Source organism: Cupriavidus pauculus (genome assembly GCF_003854935.1).
In the GTDB taxonomy this organism is placed as follows: domain Bacteria; phylum Pseudomonadota; class Gammaproteobacteria; order Burkholderiales; family Burkholderiaceae; genus Cupriavidus; species Cupriavidus pauculus_C.
Genome location: NZ_CP033970.1, coordinates 1,767,089 through 1,785,300, shown reverse-complemented (window position 1 = coordinate 1,785,300; position 18,212 = coordinate 1,767,089). Strand labels below are relative to the sequence as shown.

Genomic DNA, 18,212 nt, shown 5'->3' with positions numbered 1-18,212 from the left:
GGGCGACGCTCGCCCGGACAGTACGGTGGAACAGGTGCATGACGTTCTCCAGAGGGTTGATGTGGCCACTCTATGGCACACGCCGGCGGAACGGAATGACCGAGTTCGTGATACCTTTTTGGTATGTCCGAGCGCCTTGATTCCCGATCCCTGACGTTGTTCCTTGCCGTAGCCGATGCGCTGAGCTTCCGGCAGGCGGCAGAGACGTTGCATCTGTCACAGCCGCCCCTGAGCCGGGCGATCCGAGAGCTAGAAGCGCGACTTGGCGTGCGACTGTTCGACCGGAACACGAAAGGCGTGACGCTCACCGCTGCCGGGGAAAAGCTGCTGCCGTATGCGCGAAACATCGCGCGAATGCTGCGCGAAGCGGAGGCAGCGCTGGCCACGAAGGGCCTTCCGTCGAATCTCCGGGTCGGCCTGACCAGCGCGGTGGAACCGGCTTGGTTTCGCGGCCTGGCTCAGCGCATGCAAGCCAGCCATCCCGAAACCATGGTGTCCACCGCTTCCGACACGTCGCCACGGCTGATCAGGCAGCTCCGCGCCGGCAAGCTCGACGCGGCGTTTATCGCACTGCCTACGGAAGTGCACGGGCTGGACGTGCTGGAACTGGACCGCCTGCCAATGATTGCCGCGATCCCGTCGAGCCATGCACTGGCGAAGCGCCGGACCGTCGGCCTTGCGGATCTGGCGCGGCAGCCCGTCTTCTGGTTCGAACGCGCGCGGCAGCCTGCCTTCTACGACCACTGCCAGACAGTCTTCGTCCGTCACGGCTTTGCGCCGTCAAAACTGAAAGAGCCGGCGGACCATCACGTCCTGCTTGCCGACGTTGCGAATGGCCGGGGCATCGCCCTGCTCCCGAAATCGTTCACCGCGTTCCGGCGCGCGGGGGTCGTGTACCGCCCGCTAGCCGAAGGCGAAGAACTTTCGGTCGGCATCGGCCTGGCCTTGCCGAGCGATCGGACAGACATCCGCGATGTCCTCGTCGCAGCGGCCAGGCCGAAGCGGCCCGCCTAGACTGGCGCCACCTATTGGCGTGTCAGCATGAGGTCGAGGTTCTGCACCGCGGCACCGGAAGCGCCTTTGCCCAGGTTGTCGAACACCGCCGAGAGCAGGATGTGGCCGTGCTCGGCGTTGGCCGACACGCGCAACTGCATGTCGTTCGTACCGTTCATCACCTGCGGATCGAGGTACTCGGCACCGTCATTCATCGGCATGACGTGGACGTGCCGGGACTCTGCATAGTGCTGCGCCAGGCAGGCGTGCAGCGTCGCGCCATCCACGCCGTGCGGCAGCAACCGCGCGTCGAACGGCACCGTCAGGACGATGCCCTGCCGGAACGCGCCGTAGGCCGGCACGAAGATGGGACGCTGCGCAAGCCCCGCGTGCTGCTGGATCTCCGGCGGATGCTTGTGCGCAAGCGCCAGGCCGTACACCTGAAACGGCGGCGCGCCCACGGCATCCCCGCCTTCGTACGCCTCCACCCCTGCCCGTCCGCGCCCCGAGTAGCCCGATACGGCATGGATGCTGAGCGGATAGCTGGCGGGCACCAGGCCCGCCTGCACCAGCGGCCTTAGCAAGCCAATTGCGCCAGTCGGATAGCAGCCGGGATTGGTAACCCGCTGCGCGGTGGCGATGTGCGCAGCCTGATCTGGTGCCATCTCCGGAAAGCCATAGGTCCAGTCGGCGTGCGTCCGGTGCGCGGAACTGGCGTCGATCACGCGAACCGCAGGATTGACGATGGCGCCGACTGCGTCGCGCGCGGCTGCGTCGGGCAGGCACAGGATGGCGATGTCGCAGCCGTTGATCGCTTCCGCACGCCGCCGCAGGTCCTTGCGTTCCGTTGCCGCCAGCGTCATCACGCGAAGGTCGGTGCGGCCGCGCAGCCGCTCGTGGATCTGCAACCCGGTCGTACCTTGGTCGCCGTCGATGAAAACAAGGGGAGCGCTCATGCGGAATCTCCAGTGGCTGCTGCAGCATTGAGGTCGAAGGAGTCCTATCTTGCAGTGGCGGCTAGAATAGGAAAAGTTGAATTTCACAACCGTGACATTCATCCTTCCTGAATTCAGCATTGGAGCCGCCATGCGCGAAATCAGCCTGGACCGCCTGCGTACGCTGGTCGCCATTGCCGACCATGGCTCGTTCGCCGAGGCGGCGCGCGCCTTGCATCTGGCGCCGCCCACGGTCAGCCTGCACATCGCCGAACTGGAACAGCGGGTCGGCGCACCACTCCTTTCGCGCAAGCGTGGACAGGTCAGGCCATCTGCCATTGGCGAGGTGCTGGTGGAAAGGGGTCGTCGGCTGCTGGCCGATGCCGAGCAGGCGTTCGACGACATACGGCGCCAGGTGGAAGGGCTTGCCGGCCGCGCGCGCCTGGGTGCGTCGACCGGCGCCATCGCGCATCTGCTGCCGCAGGCGCTGGAGGTACTGCGCCAGCAGCATCCCGCCATCGACGTTCAGATCGCAGTGCTGACCTCGCAGGAAACGTTGTCCCGACTGGCGAACGGCACGCTGGATATCGGGCTGGTCGCCCTGCCGCAACCGCCAGTAGCCGGTCTGGTGATCAAACCATGGCGTCGGGACCCTGTGATGGCCTTCCTCCCGGCGCACTGGCAGTGCCCGGAACGCGTCACGCCCGATTGGCTGGCCACCCAGCCGCTGATCCTGAATGACGCCACCACCCGGCTATCGCGCCAGACCGCGGAGTGGTTTGCTGCAGCGGGACACCAGCCTGTGCCACGCATCCAGCTTAACTACAACGATGCCATCAAGAGCCTGGTCGCTTCCGGCTACGGCGCGGCGCTGCTGCCCCACGAGGCCACGACGCCCGTGCCCGACCCGCGTATCGTCATGCGCCCACTGCGCCCGGCTTTATGGCGACGCCTCGGCATCGCGCATCGCGCCGGCCCCGTCGAACGCGCCACGCAGCACGTGCTGGACGCGCTGTGGGACCTCCGGCTCGCATAGCCAGTAGTGGCAGGTGCACCTGGGTCATTGCCGGCGGATAGCCGCCCTACTTCCGGTCCGTCTCCGAGTACCAGTAGATCCGCTTGCGCTTGCCCACGCCGGTCAGCGTCACCTTCTGCACGCCGAGCGCGGACTTGTCGTCGCCGCCGGCGTTGCCGGTCTGGTTGCCGGCGCCGAACAGCACCGGGACCACGGTGGGCTGGCCGTCCTTGTCGACGTTGATCACGCCGAAGACCGACGATGGCGGGAAGCCGCCGCCGTCGAGGATGATCGAGCGGTCGGCGTTCTGGCCGGCGCTGGTCAGGAAGCTGTACGAATAGCTGCGCGCGATGCCGAGGTTGGGGTAGCAGACGCCGGGCTTGGGCACCGACGGCGTGTTGGTGCCGACGCTGGTGTAGCCGGCCACGGTCAGCGGCGCGTTCACCGCCTTTTCCCCCGGGTTCACCAGCGTGATGAAGAAGCCGGAGCGCGAGCCGTCGTAGGGGGTGCTGGTAGCGTCCACGAGGTTGGCTTCGGTCAGGGGCGTCCATGTGGCCGGCAGGTTCATCGTGTTGACGTCGCGGATCATGTAGAGCCGGTTCACCACGTTGTAGGCCGTGCCCGGTGTGGCCGACGCCGAATACAGCGGATGCTCGCGGTCGCCCGAGCCGATCGACACGGCGTCGTAGCCGCGCGTGGAGATGACGTCGGGCGCGTAGAAGAACTTGCGCGCGTTGTTGGTGTTGGCGGCGCCGCCCAGCGCGGCCAGCCTGGCCATCGCCCAGTTGGCGGGGGCGTTGCCGGCCGTGGTTTCGAAGTCGGCGCGCCAGAGGTTGCCGCCCACGTCGCCCACGTAGATGCGCTCGACGTAGCCGTCGCTGTTGCGGTCCACCGTGGTCACGTCGGACGGGATGGCGCGCGTCATCGCCGGCACCTCGGTGCAGGTGCCGCTTGCGCCGGCGCAAGACGGCTGGGCCGACCACACGACGTTGCCGGTGTACGCGTCCAGCACGATCACGCCGCGGCCCATCGTGTTGACGCCCGGCGACGGGTCGCTGTCCTCGGCGGGGTCGTAGCCGGCGCCCATGATGATGACCGGATTGGCGTAGCCGCGCACGCGGGCGACCTTGGGCTGCGACCACGTCTGGCCCAGCTCCGCGATGTCGTCGCTGGACCGCTTCCAGGCAAAGCGCGGCACGGCCGGGTTGCTGACGTCGAGCGCATAGACCAGCCGCCCGCCGCGCCGGGCGGTCAGGTACAGCATCACGCGCGGATTGGCGGCGTCGCGCATGTCCTGCATGACCGTGGTGCTGCCGTCGAAGAAGTAGTCGCGTGGCTTGGGGGTTGGCGTGATGCCGTCCGGCGTGGTCGACAGCTTGATCTCCGGCGAGTTGGTGTAGAGGCGGCTCAGCTTGCCCAGGAACTCGGGCGCGACAAAGCCCCACATCTCGCCGCCAGGCCGCACGGTGCCCATGCCGGCCTTCTGGTTGCCGTTGACTGCGTGGAACACGCCGTCGTTGGTGCCGTAAAACACCACGACGCCAGTGGTGCCGCCGTAGTTGACCACGGCCGGACGCGAATGCAGCACGTCGGCATGGATCGACGGGCGGACCGTCACCGGCGATCCCGGCCCCGGCTCGCCTTCGGCGCCAGCCATGCTCTTGCTGGTCTTGGTGTCGGCCGCGCTGACGTCCTGGCCGCGCACCCATGCGATCAGCTTGGGCATCTCGGACGCCGGGATCGCGGCCGCGCCGCTGGTGCCGCTATTGGCCGCCGCCACGCCGCTGGTGCCAGTCAGCCACGTGTTGGACGTATCGAAGCTCGGCAGCGCGCCACCTACCGGGCAATTGCCGATGCCGTTGCAGGTGAGCAGCGTGCGCGAGCCCTGGCTGGTCAGCCACTGCGCGCGCATCATCTCCCCAACGCCGCCCTTCTCGACGACTTCGCCATCGGGCGAATCGAGGTTCCAGCCGGCACCGGAGGGGCTGTTCTGCCAGTAGCCCTTGGCCGGCCAGTCCTTGACCGTGGCACCGTACGCCCCGCCCGCATACGACAGCGGTGCCTCGGCCGTCCAGTAGCTGACCGCGTTGGGCGAGATGAAGCCGGTCTGGGCGTTGCTGATGGCCGACTCGCCCACGGCATCCTGCAGCACCAGCTTGCCGGTCTTGTCGTAGCCCACCTTGTACTGCTTGAGGTTGCCCATCCAGCGGGGGCCAGCGGTGGCGTCGGGCCGGAACATGCCGATGTACACCTGGTTCAGGAACTGGCCCTGCGCATTGACCGACGCCGGCAGGCTGACCGACGCGAACACGCTGTTGACCGCCTGCACCTCGTTGAAGATCGACACCAGTGCCGACGCCAGGTCATTCACGGCGCCCAGCTTGACCGTGTACGACTTGCCGCCGCCATTGGTGCCCATGCTGACGGCAAGCTGCACATAGTCGGGGTTCTTGTCGTCGGTAACGGCGATCGTGTACGTGGTGACGTTCTGGCGGTTGTCCATGTTGCCGCGCACGTCGGTCTGGTACAGGAAGCGCGCCCATTCGTCGCCCCAGCTGCTCTGGTACTTGGCGTTCATCGGCAGCACGATCTCCTGCTGCTGCGCCGTGCTGGCGCCGGCCTTGACCAGCGAATCGAACGCGTTCTGCCCCGTGTCCTGCGGCTTGCCGTTGTTCACGGCGTTGCCGATGTAGATGATGAAGTTGCGCTGGCACGGGTTGTCGATCGGCGACGTGTACTTGGTGCCGGACAGCCCCGTGTTGCCCGAGAAGAACGCCCAGGCTTCCTGCATCCCGCCGCCGACCTGCGAGTTGTTGGCGTTGTCGGCCTGGCGGTCGATGGTCTTCAGGTAGGTCAGGAAGCCGTCCACGCCGCTGCCGTCCATCAGCGGCAGCTTGTACGGCGCGGCCGCCGGGTAGCGCATCCGCCCGCCGACGTTGCTGCCGCTGCCGAACATCATCAGGCCCACGTTGATGTTGCCGAACAGCGTCTTGGAATCCCGTATCGAACTGATGGCGTTGTAGAGCGCGCATTGCAGCGCGCCCACGTCCTTGCCGGCGTTGTTGCTGCTGACCACCCCGGCGGTGGAACACGTGAAGTTGGCGTCGGCATCCCACGTGGACGCATTGTCCAGCAGGATCAGCACGTTGGGCTTGCCCGCTTCAGGCTGCAGCCCCGTGTAGAGATCGATGTCCTCGGCCAGGCTGGGAGACGCTGCCGTGGCCATGCAGAGGGCGAACGCGAGGCTGAGAGCGGATGTGCGCATGGGGGCTTTGTTGGGTTGGCGCGAAGGGTTCGGTACGTTTGTCGGGTCAGGACGGACAGGCCGTGCCGTAGGGCACGCGGACCGCAATGCCCTGGTGCAGCGTGGCGCGGGCGGACGTCGTGGCGGTGTCGTTGACCGTGGCGGCCACGTCCCACTGGGTGGCGTTGCACAGCGAATTGCCACCGCCCCCGCTGCCGCCGCCGGCGGCGGGCAGGATGCCAGTGTTGTTGTTGCCGTTGCCGACGAAGCACGACACGTCGTCCGCGTTGGTTTCGTCGAGTTCGACGTTCTTGACAGGCTTGCTGGTCTGGCACACCGGCGCGGACACCTGCGCGATGTAGTCGGCCTTGCCGTCGCCGGTCACGTCGACGCTGACGGCCTGCGCGGCCGGTGCCGCCGTGAAGTCCTGGCTGATGGCCTTTTCGATGCCCTGCTGGGCGGCGTGGCGGGCTTCCACCGAATACTGCTGGTTCGCGGTCACCTTCGTGTTGACCACGCCGGAGCCGACCAATGAAATCGTCAGCATCAGGAAAACGACCAGGAACACCAGCGTGATCAGCAGCGTGGCGCCTTGCTGGCGGCGGCGGAATGGTTTCATTGGGATTCCCGGGAAGCCGCGACGTTGATCACGCGCGCGAGCTGTGCGTAGACATGGCGCTTGTAGCCGTCGCGGAAAGGGCCGCTGGGCTCGGCGCGGCCCAGGTCGTAGCGGCGTTGATCGGTCCAGCCGCCGGTCACGCTGGCGGTGCGGGCCAGCAGCTGGGTACGCACGGCCGTGACGTTGCGCCAGTTCGTCAGCGGCACGGACCAGTCGTAGGTGGGCACGTTCGGACAGGCGGCGGCATTGTTGGCGCCCGGATCGTCGACGTAGCAGTCGGGCGCGCCGTTGCCGTCCAGGTCCACCCCGTAGGCCAGGTGCATGTCCTCGATGCCATTGGCCACCGCGTGCACCTGGAACGCGCCGTTGACCAGTTCGGCCATCTTGAGCGTGGGCCGGCCGTCGCCATTGCCGCTGCACTGGTCGCAGCCGGCCAGATAGAAGATGCGTACCACGGCGGCGCGCAGTTCGGCCGGGGCCGTGCTGTCGCACGCCTTGGTGCGCAGCGTGAAGGCCGGCGCGCTGGCGCCGAACACCACCGGCTGCGCGTCGTCTGCGCAGTACGACGCCTGCAGGTAAGGCGTGCCGACCGTGGCCGCGCCAGCGGCCGTGGTACTGACGCGCCGCACCGCCACGATCTCGGAGCCCGGCAACAGGTTCGGCAGGCAAGGCGCCACGGTGCCCGGCGCAAAGCCCTGCACGCCCAGCGGCACGGTGACCGGCGATGCGGAAAAGCCCAGCGCGGCGGGGTCGGCGGCGCACAGGTCCGGCGATGCGACCACGGCGCCGCGCGCCACGCTGGACGGCCCGAAGAAGCCGGCCAGCTCGATCTCGCGGCTCATGATGTCTAGCGCGTACCGGCCGTTTTCCATCTGCTCGCCGCTTTCCACAAAGGCGTTGCGGGTGCGGCTGGTCTGGAAATACAGCGCCGCCATGGCCGTGAGCAGCAGCAGCGTCAGCGTCATCGCCACCATCAGTTCGACCAGCGACAGCCCGCGCTGGCGGGCGAGCGGCCGGCCGCGTGTCACCCTCTGGCGGGCCATCATGACAGCACCCCGATCCGCACCTGCACGCTGACCACGCGGCGGTGGGCGTCGTTGCCGAAGCGGTTCAGCCCGCACGGCAGTGCTGGCGCGGCGGTCTTGGCAAGGCCCTGCCAGGCCACGGTGACGCGGTAGGTCTGGGTGGCCGCGTCGATGGCCTCGATGCAGCCCACGGCGCCGATCATCGCGCCAACCTTGTTGCTGCCGTCGGTCTCGGCGCTGCCCAGCAGCGCGGCGTTCCATGCAGCCAGGTCCGCCACGGCCATCGCGCGCTGCGCGTCGCTGCCGCCCGTGCAGGCGGCCGGCGGCACCGTGGCCGTGCCCATGACCGTGGCGCTGGCGCCGCTCGCGTAGCAGCCGATGGCCTGGCGATTGGCATTGAGCCGGCTCACCATGTCCTGCAGCAGCGTCAGCGCCTGCCCGCGCTGGTAAGACTCCATCTCCGACTGGCCGGACCGGGCGATCAGCCCGGCGGTGCCCAGCAAGGCCACGAGTACCAGCACGATCGAGATCAGCACCTCGATCAGCGTGCCGCCGCGCTGCGCGGCCAGCCGGCGCCGGCTCCGGTGGAAGCGATGCTGGACGCTCATGAGCAGGCTCCCGCGATGGCCGCGACGCGGCCCGTGCCGCTGATCTGCACGCAGACCGCGTTGGCGGTGCTGCCGTCAGCCATCGCCACCTGGAACGTCTGGCTGCCGTTGCCGGGCCGGCCGTCGTTGCCGACCGACAGCGTGTTGCCGCCGCTGGTGGTAATGGTGATGCCGGCGTACGGGCCGTAGCCGCGCAGCCGCTCGGTGCCGGCGCTGATGACCCAGCCGGCCGACCAGGTGGATCCATCCGGGGCCAGCGTGGTGGACGTGTTGCGCTTGACGGCCTCGCTGCGCATCAGCGTGAAGGCCGACGCAAGGTCGCTGGCCGCACTGCGCACGCGCTGGCTGGCGATGAACTGCGAGAACGAGGGCAGCGCCGCCGTGGCCACGATGGCCAGCACGGACATCGTCACCAGCAGCTCGGTCAGCGTGAAGCCGCCTGCGCGGCGGTGCTGGGCCACGTGGATGCGATGGAGGGCCATGGTCTTACTTCCAGCAGCCGGTCGGCGCGGTACCGCTGGCGGTCTTGGCGCCGGCCTGGTTGAGGGTCAGCGTGCCGCAGCCGGTATCGCGCGACGCCTGGGCGTTGATCGGCGTGGCCGTGATCGTGTAGGCGGGCGGCGTGGCCGTGGCCGCCATCGTGATCTGGTAGTGCGGGGATACGCTGTCCGGCGCGGTGGGCGCGTTCAGCGCGGTCAGGTCGGTGGCATAGGCGCGGCGGTCCACCATGAACCGTTCCTGCAGGCTGGACAGCTCCAGCATGTACGATTCGGCGGCCGTGCGGTTGCTGCGGACGATGTACTGGGTATAGCTGGGCAGCGCAATGGCCGCGATGATGCCAATGATGGCGACCGTCACCATCAGCTCGATGAGCGTGAATCCTGCCCCGGCGCGATGCACTGGCGTGCCGCCCCGGTGTACCCCCTGCTTCCCGAATGACGCGGACGCGCGCGTGCCTGCGCGGCCCACCTGCGCCGTGGGGCGATGCTTGCCCATGTTCTTGCTCCCTTTCTTTCCGGCCGACCCTGTGCCGCAAGGAACTGTTGTGCCGACGAGTCTAGAAGTGGCGCCCCCGTCAGGTCAACGCTCTACACGTATCGGGAATGTACCTGTCGCCAAAACGCAAAAAACCGGCAGGTTGATCCGGCAACACGCAATCCGCCAGCCTTCGTTAATCTGGCATTAAGGCTTTGCCGCTAGCATCGCCCGCCCCCAGGCGGTGGCGCCGGCGACGCCCCGGTCGGGCAGCGGCGGCCAATTCCCGTATATTTCGGGATTCCCTTCTGCGTCCGTGCCCGCGTCGACCCCGACCGATGAAAACCCGCCTCGATTCCACCACGCTGTTGCTTTTGACATTTCCGCCGCTGGCGTGGGCTGGCAATGCCATCGTCGGCCGGCTGGCCGCCGGCACCGTGCCGCCGATCACGCTGAACCTCGTGCGCTGGCTGATCGCCGGCGCCCTGCTGGCGCCCTATGCCTGGCGCGGCATCGTGGCCCACCGGGCGGCAATCAGGCGGCACTTCGGCATGCTGTGCGCCATGGGCGTGCTGTCCATCGCCAGCTACAACGCGTTCCAGTACCTGGCGCTGACCACGTCCACGCCCATCAACGTCACGCTGATCGGCGCGTCGACCCCGCTGTTCCTGCTGATCATCGGCGCCTGCTTCTTCCGGGAGCGGTTCAAGCCGTGGCATATCGGCGGCGCCCTGCTCTGCCTGTTGGGCGTGGGCTTTGTGCTGATGCGCGGCGACCCCGGCCGGCTCGCCCAGCTTGCCTTCGTGCCGGGCGACCTGTACATGCTGGCCGCCACGGTGGCGTGGAGCTTCTATACGTGGCTGCTGCGCAAGAGCCGGCCTGACCTGCCGCTGCCGGTGCTGCTGTTCGCGCAGATCTTCACGGGGGTGGTGGCCAGCCTGCCGATGGCGGCCTGGGAGATCAGCGCGCTGGACGCGCCGCTGCAATGGAGCGGCAAGGTGGGGTGGATTCTGCTCTACGTGGGCACGGTGCCGTCGTTGCTTGCGTACTTTGCGTGGGACCGCGCCATTTCGCGCGCCGGGGCCCAGTTGCCGGTGTTCTTCATCACGCTGACGCCGCTGTTCGCGGCCATGCTGTCGACGGTGCTGCTTGGGGATTCGCCGCACTGGTACCACGGCGTGGGGCTGCTGTGCATCGGCGCTGGCATCTGGCTGGCGCAGCGACGCTAGCGCGGCGCCAAAAAAAACGGCCCAGCCGCGCAGGCTGGGCCCAAGGGCGGGCCGGGGGAGGGACCGGGGCCGCCCTACCGCACCACAAAACGGCACCCCAGGACAATCAGTTCATCGCACGGACTTGAAGGCCGCGCGCATTTCCTCGGCAAAGAGCTGCGGCTGCTCCCAGGCGGCAAAATGCCCGCCCTTGGCCACGGTCCGGTACGAGTACAGCGACGGGTACGCCTGCTTGCTCCAGCTTTCCGGCGCCTGGTAGATCTCGTGCGGGAACACCGTGATGGCCACCGGCACCTTGATGTCGCGCGTCTTCTGGGCGTCAGCGCTGAAGTTGTTGTTGTTGTTCTCCCAGTAGAACCGCGACGACGACGCGCCCGTATTGGTCAGCCAGTACAGCGTGATGTCGTTCAGGATGGCGTCGCGGGACAGCACGCGCTCCGGCTCGCCGTTGCTGTCGCTCCACGCCGCGATCTTCTCGTACGTGAACGACGCCAGCCCGGCCGGCGAATCGGCCAGCGAATAGCCGATGGTCTGCGGCCGCGTGACCATCATCGCGCCATAGGCGGCATTGCGGCCGAAGAACGTGCTCAGCGACTGGTAGGCCTTGCGCTCGGGATCGGTCAGCTCGGCGGGCGGGGCGTCGCCGGCCAGGATCGACTTCATCAGCGGCCCCGGCACCGTGGCCGGCATGTTCAGGTGGATGGCCTTGAGCCCCGGCGGCGCCTGGCGCGCCAGCGCATCGGAGATGACCGAGCCGTGGTCGCCGCCCTGCGACACGTATTGCGTGTAGCCAAGCCGCTTCATCAGCACGTCCCACGCCCGCGCCGTGCGGTCCGGCCCCCAGCCCAGGTCCTTGGGACGCCCCGAGAAGCCATAGCCGGGAATCGACGGGATCACCACGTCGAACGCATCCTCGGCGCGGCCGCCGTAGGCCGTGGGGTCGGTCAGCGGGCCGATCGTCTTGATGAACTCGAAGATCGAGCCCGGCCAGCCATGGGTCAGGATGATCGGCAACGCATTGGGATGGCGCGAACGGACGTGGATGAACTGGATGTCGACGCCGTCGATCTTCGTCACGAACTGCGGCAGCGCGTTGAGCTGCGCCTCGGCCTTGCGCCAGTCGTATTGCGTGCCCCAGTACTTGACCAGCGCCTGCACGCGGGCAAGCTGGATGCCCTGGCTGTCGTCGGCCACGGTTTCCTTGTCGGGCCAGCGCGTGGCCGCGATGCGCTTGCGCAGGTCGTCGAGCTGGGCCTGCGGCACGTGCACGCGGAACGGGCGGATGCTCTCGTCCGCCTTGGCGGGTGCGGCGGCCTGGGCCTTGGGCGCGGCGTCGGCGGCATGGGCGGCCGGGCTATGGCCGGACAGGGCCAGCGCGGCCAGCGCCGAAGCGGCGGCGATGGCGCGGGCGGCGGATGGGAATGGCGAGATGCTGCGGGCGATGCCGAAAGACATGAGAAGGCTCCTGGTTGGCGCTGCTGACGGGCAGAAACGAGCGCGGGCTGAATGGACCCTCGCAGTCTAGGCATCGAGTACGAGCGCCAAGTGTCGGCCCCGGCCCCTTTTTGGATCGGTGTGTATCGCGCATGCGCGCCGATACAAACTCGTACATTTCAGGCCCGCCGAGCCAGGTCTGTAACAGGTTGTACCGGTGAAGCGGGCGGATACATTGCGATACAGAGCCCGGTGGTTGGCCCGGCGAGCGGCTGCTATAACTCTCCGCGAAAGCCCGCCGCGGGCTTTTCGTTTTCCGCAGGCCGATTTAGGTTTCCCCTCGCCATAACAAGAACACCCCGTGATGAAATTCGAGTCCTTTGCCACCCCCGCCTTCTTCGAAAACCCCTACCCGCTTTACGAACAGATCCGCGCCGCCGGGCCGCTGCTGCCGCTGGGCCCCAACGTCTGGGTGACCGGCCGGTTCCACGTGATCGACGCCCTGCTGCGCGACCGCCGCATGGGCAAGACCTACCTGCAGAGCGTGCAGGCCCGCTACGGCGAGGCCGCCACGCAGGCACCGGTGTTCCAAGCGATCAGCCGCACCTTCCTGATGATCAATCCGCCGGCCCACACCCGGCTGCGGGCGCTGCTGATGCAGGCGTTCAACCGCCGGCAGGTGGAAGGGCTGGCGCGCATCGTCGACACCACCACGCGCAGCCTGCTGGACCGGGTGGGCCATCGCACCGAGTTCGACGTCGTCGCCGACTTTGCGCTGCCGCTGCCCGTAGAGATCATCTGCCGCCTGCTCGATATCCCCGTCGAGGACGGCGTGCGGTTGGGCTCCGCCGCCAGCCGGATGGCCACCGCGCTCGATCTGGCGCCGCTGGACGAGCGCCAGCTAGCCGATGCCAACGACGCCGCGCTGACGCTGGAGGCGTACTTCCGCGACGTGGTGGCGCGCCGCCGCACGCAGCCGGGCGACGACCTGATTTCGAGCCTGATCGGCGTGGAACAGGACGGCGCGACGCTGACCGAGGCGGAAATCATCTCGAACGTGATCCTGCTGTTCGTGGCGGGGCACGAGACCACGTCGAACATGATCGGCAATACGCTGATCGGGCTGTTCCGCGCGCCGGAAGCGCTGCAGCAGCTCAAGGCCGGCCTGTCCGACCCGGCGATGGTGTCCCGCGCCGTGGCCGAGTGCCTGCGCCACGACGGCGCGGTGCAGATGGTGGTGCGCACCGCGTTCGAGGACATCGCGCTGGACGACGTGGTGGTGCCGCGCGGCAGCATCGTCTTCATGCTGCTGGGCGCCGCCAACCGCGATCCGGCGGTGTTCCCCCAACCCGACCAGCTCGACCTGTCGCGCGCCGACGCGCCGTCGCTATCGTTCGGCGGCGGCATCCACTATTGCCTGGGTGCCCGGCTGGCCACGCTGGAGCTGGAATCGGCCATCACGGGGCTGCTGACCCGCTTTCCCAACCTGCAACCGGTGGACCTGGCCGGCCTGTCCTGGCACCGGCGCAACAACCTCCGGGGCGTGCAGGCGCTGCCGGTCCGTACCGGCGCCTGAGCGGTCCCGCAGCAGGTCATGCCGCAGGATCGGCATAGCGCCACACGGCGTGCTGCAGATCCGGCGTCGACCGGCGCAATCCGACATTTCCGGCCTGCGGGTGCGGCCTAGAATCGTAGGCACGACAACCGCATCAGGAGACCGGCCATGGGGCGCGCCGAACCGCTGACACCGCTGCAGATCGACGGCGATATCGATCCACTCGAAACCCGCGAATGGCTGGACGCGCTGAGCGGCGTCGTGGACTGCGCGGGCCCGCAGCGCGCCGGCTTCCTGCTGGAGCAGCTGGGCCAGCATGCCGGCCACCTGGGGCTGGACCACCGCGCCCACCCGTACTCCGCCTACCAGAACACGATTCCCGCGCACGCCCAGCCGCCCTACCCCGGCGACCTTGCCATCGAGCAACGGCTGACGGCCATCCTGCGCTGGAACGCGCTGGCGATGGTGGTGCGCGCCAACAAGGCGTATGGCGAACTGGGCGGCCATCTGGCCAGCTACGCGTCGGCCGCCGAGATCTTCGAAGTCGGCTTCCAGCACTTCTTTCGCGCCGATACGGCCGAGCGCCGGGGCGACCTGGTCTTCTTCCAGCCGCACTCGGCGCCGGGCGTGTACGCGCGCGCCTTCCTGGAGGGCCGGCTGTCGGAGGACCAGTTGGCGCGCTACCGGCAGGAGGTGGACGGTGGCGGCCTGTGTTCCTACCCCCATCCGTGGCTGATGCCCGATTTCTGGCAGTTCCCGACCGGCTCGATGGGCATTGGCCCGATCAGCGCGATCTACCAGGCGCGCTTTCTGCGCTACCTGGAGCACCGCGGCATCGCGCCAACGGCCGGACGCCGCGTCTGGGGCGTGTTCGGCGACGGCGAGATGGACGAGCCCGAATCGCTGGCCGCGCTGTCGCTGGCCGCGCGCGAGCGGCTGGACAACCTGACGTTCGTCATCAACTGCAATCTACAGCGGCTGGACGGCCCGGTGCGCGGCAACGGGCAGGTCATCAACGAGCTGGAGGCGCTGTTCAGCGGCGCGGGCTGGAATGTCATCAAGGTGGTCTGGGGTTCCGAATGGGACGCCCTGTTCGCGCGCGATACCCAGCACGCGCTGCTCAAGCGCTTTGCGGCCATGGTCGATGGCGAATACCAGAACCTGGGCGCCAAGGACGGCGACTACAACCTGTCCCACTTCTTCCACCAGGACCCCGAGCTGAAGGCGCTGGTGGCCGGCATGAGCGCCGCCGACATCGACGGCCTGCGGCGCGGCGGCCACGACCTGCGCAAGCTGCACGCGGCCTATGACGCGGCCGTGCGGCATACGGGCCGGCCGACCGTGATCCTGGCCAAGACCAAGAAGGGCTTTGGCATGGGCAACGCCGGGGAGTCGCGCATGACGGCCCACCAGCAGAAGAAGCTCGATACCGACGCGCTGCACGCGTTCCGCCAGCGGTTCCAGCTGCCCATCGACGATGCCGCGCTGGAATCGATGCAGTTCTACAAGCCGGCCGAGAACAGCCCCGAGATGCGCTACCTGCGCGAGCGCCGCGCCGCGCTGGGCGGCTTCCTGCCGCGCCGAAGCACGCAGGCGCCGGCCCTGCCCGTGCCACCGCTGCAAGCCTACGCCGGCTTTGCGCTGGCGCCGGACGGCCGCGAGGTGTCGACCACCACGGGCGTCGTGCGGCTGTTCACGAACCTGATCAAGGACCGCGCCATCGGCCCGCGCGTGGTGCCGATCGTGGCCGACGAGGCGCGCACGTTCGGCATGGCCAACCTGTTCCGCCAGATCGGCATCTATTCGCCGGTGGGCCAGCTCTACGAGCCGGAGGACGCCGGCTCGATGCTCTATTACAAGGAAAGCCGCGACGGCCAGCTTCTGGAGGAAGGCATCACCGAGGCCGGCGCGATGGCGTCGTGGACGGCGGCCGCCACGTCCTACAGCGTCAACGGCGAGCCGATGCTGCCGTTCTACATCTATTACTCGATGTTCGGCTTCCAGCGCGTGGGCGACATGATCTGGGCCGCCGCCGACCAGCGCGCTCGCGGCTTCCTGATCGGCGCCACGGCCGGGCGCACCACGCTGTCCGGCGAGGGGCTGCAGCACCAGGACGGCAGCAGCCAGCTTGTGGCCGCCACGGTGCCCAACTGCCGCGCCTACGACCCGGCCTTCATCGGCGAGGCCGCCGTGATCATCGACCACGGCGCGCGGGCGATGCTCGAACAGCAACGCGACGAGTTCTACTACATCACCGTCAACAACGAGAACTACGCCCATCCGCCGCTGCCCGAATCGGCCCACGCCGATGTGGTGCGCGGCATGTACCGCTTCGGCACGCAGGGCGACGGCGCGCCACGGGTGCGCTTGCTGGGCTCCGGCCCGATCCTGCGCGAGGTGATTGCCGCCGCCGAGCTGCTGGCGCAGGACTGGCAGGTGCCCAGCGAGATATGGAGCGTGACGAGCTTCCCGGAACTGGCCCGCGATGCGCGGGAATGCGAGCGGCAGCAGATGTTCGGCGGCGATGCCGACGCCACCAGCCACGTGGCCCGCTGCCTGGCCGGCTCCACGCCGGTCGTGGCCGCCACCGACTACGTGCGCGCCTACGCGCAGCTCATCGCGCCGTACGTGCCGGCCCGCTACATCGCACTGGGGACTGACGGGTTCGGCCGCAGCGACACACGCGGCGCGCTGCGCCGCTTCTTCGGTATCGACCGCCACCACATCGTGGCTGCCGCGCTGCATGCCGTGGATGCCACGCGCCATGCCGAGGCGGTGGCGCGCTACGGCCTGCAGGCGACGGCCGAGGCACCCTGGGCGCGCTGACGGCCGCTCAGGGCTGGATGGCCCGCTGGGCCGTGCAGCATTCGCGCGGCAGCGTCATGGTGAAGGTGGTGGTGCGCTGCTCGGGCGACGAATCGGCCACCACGGTGCCGCCGTGCAGCATCACCAGCTCGCGCGCGATGTAAAGGCCCAGGCCGAGCCCTTCCGGGGTGCCGCCGCCCGCCGGCGCGTCCGCGCCGGATCGGAACGCCTCGAAGATATGGGGCAGCGCGCGGGCGTCGATCACGCCGCCGTTCGACACCGACATCACCAGCGTATCGGCCGCCGTGCCGTCCAGCGTGACGACCACAGGGCTGGCCGGATCGCCGTGCTGGAGCGCGTTGCCAATCAGGTTCTGCACTACCTGCGCGATCAGGTCCGGGTCGATCGTCGCGCGCGTGTCGCCGCGCTGTTCCAGCGTCACCGCCGCCGCGCCCCGCGACACCTGGCATTCGTCGACGATGGCCGCGCAGATCGCGCCCAGGTCAGACGCCTGCGGCATCAGGCTCACGCGGCCGCCGTGCAGCCGCGCCACGTGCAGCAGCTGGTCCACCATGCGCGCCATGCGCTGGCTGCTGCGGGCGATGCGGTCGGTGGCCGGCTTCAGCTTCTCTTCCCCGCCAAAACGGCCCAGGAACGACGCCGACGCGATAATGGCCGACAGCGGCGTGCGCAGGTCGTGCGCCAGCACCGCCATCAGCATCTCGTTGGTCTTCAGCAGTTGCTGGGCGGTTTCGAGCTGCTCGGCCAGCAGCTGCTTCTGCTGGGCCAACTGCACGAACACGTCGACCTTGGCGGACAGCACGCGCGCATCAACCGGCTTGAACAGGAAGTCGACCGCCCCGGTGGCGTAGCCCCGGAACGCGCGCTGGCTGTCGTGGCCGGCCGCGGTCAGGAACAGGATCGGGATCTGGCTCGTGCGCTTGCTGCCGCGCATCAGCTCGGCCAGCTCGAAGCCGTCCATCTCGGGCATGTGCACGTCAAGAATGGCCAGGCCGAACTCGTGCTCCAGCAGCAGTTCCAGCGCCTGGGCGCCGGAATTGGCGTGGACGATCTCGACGCCCGGCCGGGCCAGCACGGCGTCCAGCGCGGTCAGGTTCGAGGCGATATCGTCGACCGCGAGGATCTTGACGGGAGGTTGCATGGTAGGGGTCATTCAGTCAGGCGGGCCAGCCCGTGGCCAATCGCTTCCAGGGTCAGGACGCGGTCTGCCGCGCCGCGCGTGATCGCTTCCTGCGGCATGGTGTCGACCAGCGCACTCTCGGGCGTCTGCACCCAGGCTTGCCCGCCGGCCGCGCGGATGGCCGCCAGCCCGCGCGCGCCGTCGTCGTTGGCGCCGGAAAGCAGGATGCCCAGCGCCCGTCGTTGCCAGGCATAGGCGGCCGATTCGAACAGCACGTCGATCGACGGCCGCGAGAAGCGCACGGGAGGATCGACCGACAGCGCCAGCCGCACGGCGTCCGGCGCGTCGGGATCACGTTCCACGAGCAGGTGATAGTCGGGCGGGGCCACGTACAGGTGGCCCGGCTGCACGGCCAGCTTGTCCTCGGCCTCCAGCACGGGCAGCACGCAGCGCGACGTGAAGATCTCGGGCAGCAGGCTCGGGCCCGACGGCATCTGGTGCATGACCACCACCACGGGCGGCACCATGTGCGCCGGCAGCATCGGCAACAGCGCGTTCAGCGCCTCCAGCGCGCCGGCCGAGCCGCCGATCACCACCCCGCCATACGTCCGCGTCGTGCTGTCCATGTCGGTCC

Annotated in this window: 15 protein-coding genes; 5 read left to right on the top strand and 10 right to left on the bottom strand. The window is 68.6% G+C overall.

Annotated elements, in window-relative coordinates; genetic code table 11:
* The first annotated feature begins 123 nt into the window (after positions 1-123).
* On the top strand, positions 124-1,014 hold the full coding sequence (locus tag EHF44_RS26090; protein WP_124686563.1) for a LysR family transcriptional regulator: 891 nt from the start codon (positions 124-126) through the stop codon (positions 1,012-1,014).
* An 11-nt stretch (positions 1,015-1,025) separates the two neighbouring features.
* Here the strand turns inward: EHF44_RS26090 and argC are convergent, their stop codons facing one another.
* Positions 1,026-1,949 (bottom strand): N-acetyl-gamma-glutamyl-phosphate reductase, encoded by a 924-nt coding sequence (argC, locus tag EHF44_RS26085; RefSeq protein WP_124686562.1) that lies wholly within the window; start codon positions 1,947-1,949, stop codon positions 1,026-1,028.
* A gap of 130 nt (positions 1,950-2,079) precedes the next feature.
* Here argC and EHF44_RS26080 point away from each other — a divergent pair, with 130 nt between their 5' ends.
* On the top strand, positions 2,080-2,964 hold the full coding sequence (locus EHF44_RS26080) for a LysR family transcriptional regulator (RefSeq protein ID WP_124686786.1): 885 nt from the start codon (positions 2,080-2,082) through the stop codon (positions 2,962-2,964).
* Positions 2,965-3,010: 46 nt separating this feature from the next.
* Here the strand turns inward: EHF44_RS26080 and EHF44_RS26075 are convergent, their stop codons facing one another.
* Genes EHF44_RS26075 through EHF44_RS26050 form a run of 6 tightly spaced genes read right to left on the bottom strand, consistent with a single transcriptional unit; the run spans position 3,011 to position 9,435 of the window.
* Positions 3,011-6,208, bottom strand: a complete 3,198-nt coding sequence (locus EHF44_RS26075; protein ID WP_124686561.1) for a pilus assembly protein — start codon at positions 6,206-6,208, stop codon at positions 3,011-3,013.
* Between the two features lie 46 nt (positions 6,209-6,254).
* Positions 6,255-6,806, bottom strand: coding sequence for a pilus assembly PilX family protein (locus EHF44_RS26070; protein WP_124686560.1), 552 nt, complete (start codon positions 6,804-6,806; stop codon positions 6,255-6,257).
* Positions 6,803-7,849 (bottom strand): PilW family protein, encoded by a 1,047-nt coding sequence (locus EHF44_RS26065; RefSeq protein WP_124686785.1) that lies wholly within the window; start codon positions 7,847-7,849, stop codon positions 6,803-6,805. The genes EHF44_RS26070 and EHF44_RS26065 overlap by 4 nt, the downstream gene beginning before the upstream one ends.
* Positions 7,849-8,439 carry a type IV pilus modification PilV family protein gene (locus tag EHF44_RS26060; protein WP_124686559.1) on the bottom strand — a complete coding sequence of 197 codons (591 nt, stop codon included), beginning with the start codon at positions 8,437-8,439 and terminating at the stop codon, positions 7,849-7,851. The genes EHF44_RS26065 and EHF44_RS26060 overlap by 1 nt, the downstream gene beginning before the upstream one ends.
* Positions 8,436-8,921 carry a GspH/FimT family pseudopilin gene (locus tag EHF44_RS26055; RefSeq protein ID WP_124686558.1) on the bottom strand — a complete coding sequence of 162 codons (486 nt, stop codon included), beginning with the start codon at positions 8,919-8,921 and terminating at the stop codon, positions 8,436-8,438. Before EHF44_RS26055 ends, EHF44_RS26060 begins: the two co-directional genes overlap by 4 nt.
* 4 nt (positions 8,922-8,925) lie before the next feature.
* Entirely contained in the window at positions 8,926-9,435 is a 510-nt protein-coding gene (locus tag EHF44_RS26050) for a type IV pilin protein (protein WP_124686557.1), read from the bottom strand.
* A gap of 317 nt (positions 9,436-9,752) precedes the next feature.
* On the opposite strand from EHF44_RS26050, the gene EHF44_RS26045 reads away from it, so the two are divergent.
* On the top strand, positions 9,753-10,643 hold the full coding sequence (locus EHF44_RS26045) for a DMT family transporter (RefSeq protein WP_124686556.1): 891 nt from the start codon (positions 9,753-9,755) through the stop codon (positions 10,641-10,643).
* Positions 10,644-10,754: 111 nt separating this feature from the next.
* On the opposite strand, the gene EHF44_RS26040 is transcribed toward EHF44_RS26045, so the two are convergent.
* Positions 10,755-12,098 carry an epoxide hydrolase family protein gene (locus tag EHF44_RS26040; protein WP_124686555.1) on the bottom strand — a complete coding sequence of 448 codons (1,344 nt, stop codon included), beginning with the start codon at positions 12,096-12,098 and terminating at the stop codon, positions 10,755-10,757.
* Positions 12,099-12,441: 343 nt separating this feature from the next.
* Between EHF44_RS26040 and EHF44_RS26035 the strand changes: the two genes are divergently transcribed.
* Positions 12,442-13,653 carry a cytochrome P450 gene (locus tag EHF44_RS26035; protein WP_124686554.1) on the top strand — a complete coding sequence of 404 codons (1,212 nt, stop codon included), beginning with the start codon at positions 12,442-12,444 and terminating at the stop codon, positions 13,651-13,653.
* A gap of 147 nt (positions 13,654-13,800) precedes the next feature.
* A complete protein-coding gene (gene mdeB / locus EHF44_RS26030; RefSeq protein ID WP_124686553.1) occupies positions 13,801-16,458 on the top strand; it encodes an alpha-ketoglutarate dehydrogenase in 2,658 nt (885 codons plus the stop codon).
* Positions 16,459-16,465: 7 nt separating this feature from the next.
* On the opposite strand, the gene EHF44_RS26025 is transcribed toward mdeB, so the two are convergent.
* Positions 16,466-17,599, bottom strand: a complete 1,134-nt coding sequence (locus EHF44_RS26025) for a hybrid sensor histidine kinase/response regulator (protein ID WP_124686552.1) — start codon at positions 17,597-17,599, stop codon at positions 16,466-16,468.
* Positions 17,600-17,607: 8 nt separating this feature from the next.
* Positions 17,608-18,204, bottom strand: coding sequence for a chemotaxis protein CheB (locus tag EHF44_RS26020; protein ID WP_124686551.1), 597 nt, complete (start codon positions 18,202-18,204; stop codon positions 17,608-17,610).
* Positions 18,205-18,212 lie beyond the last annotated feature (8 nt).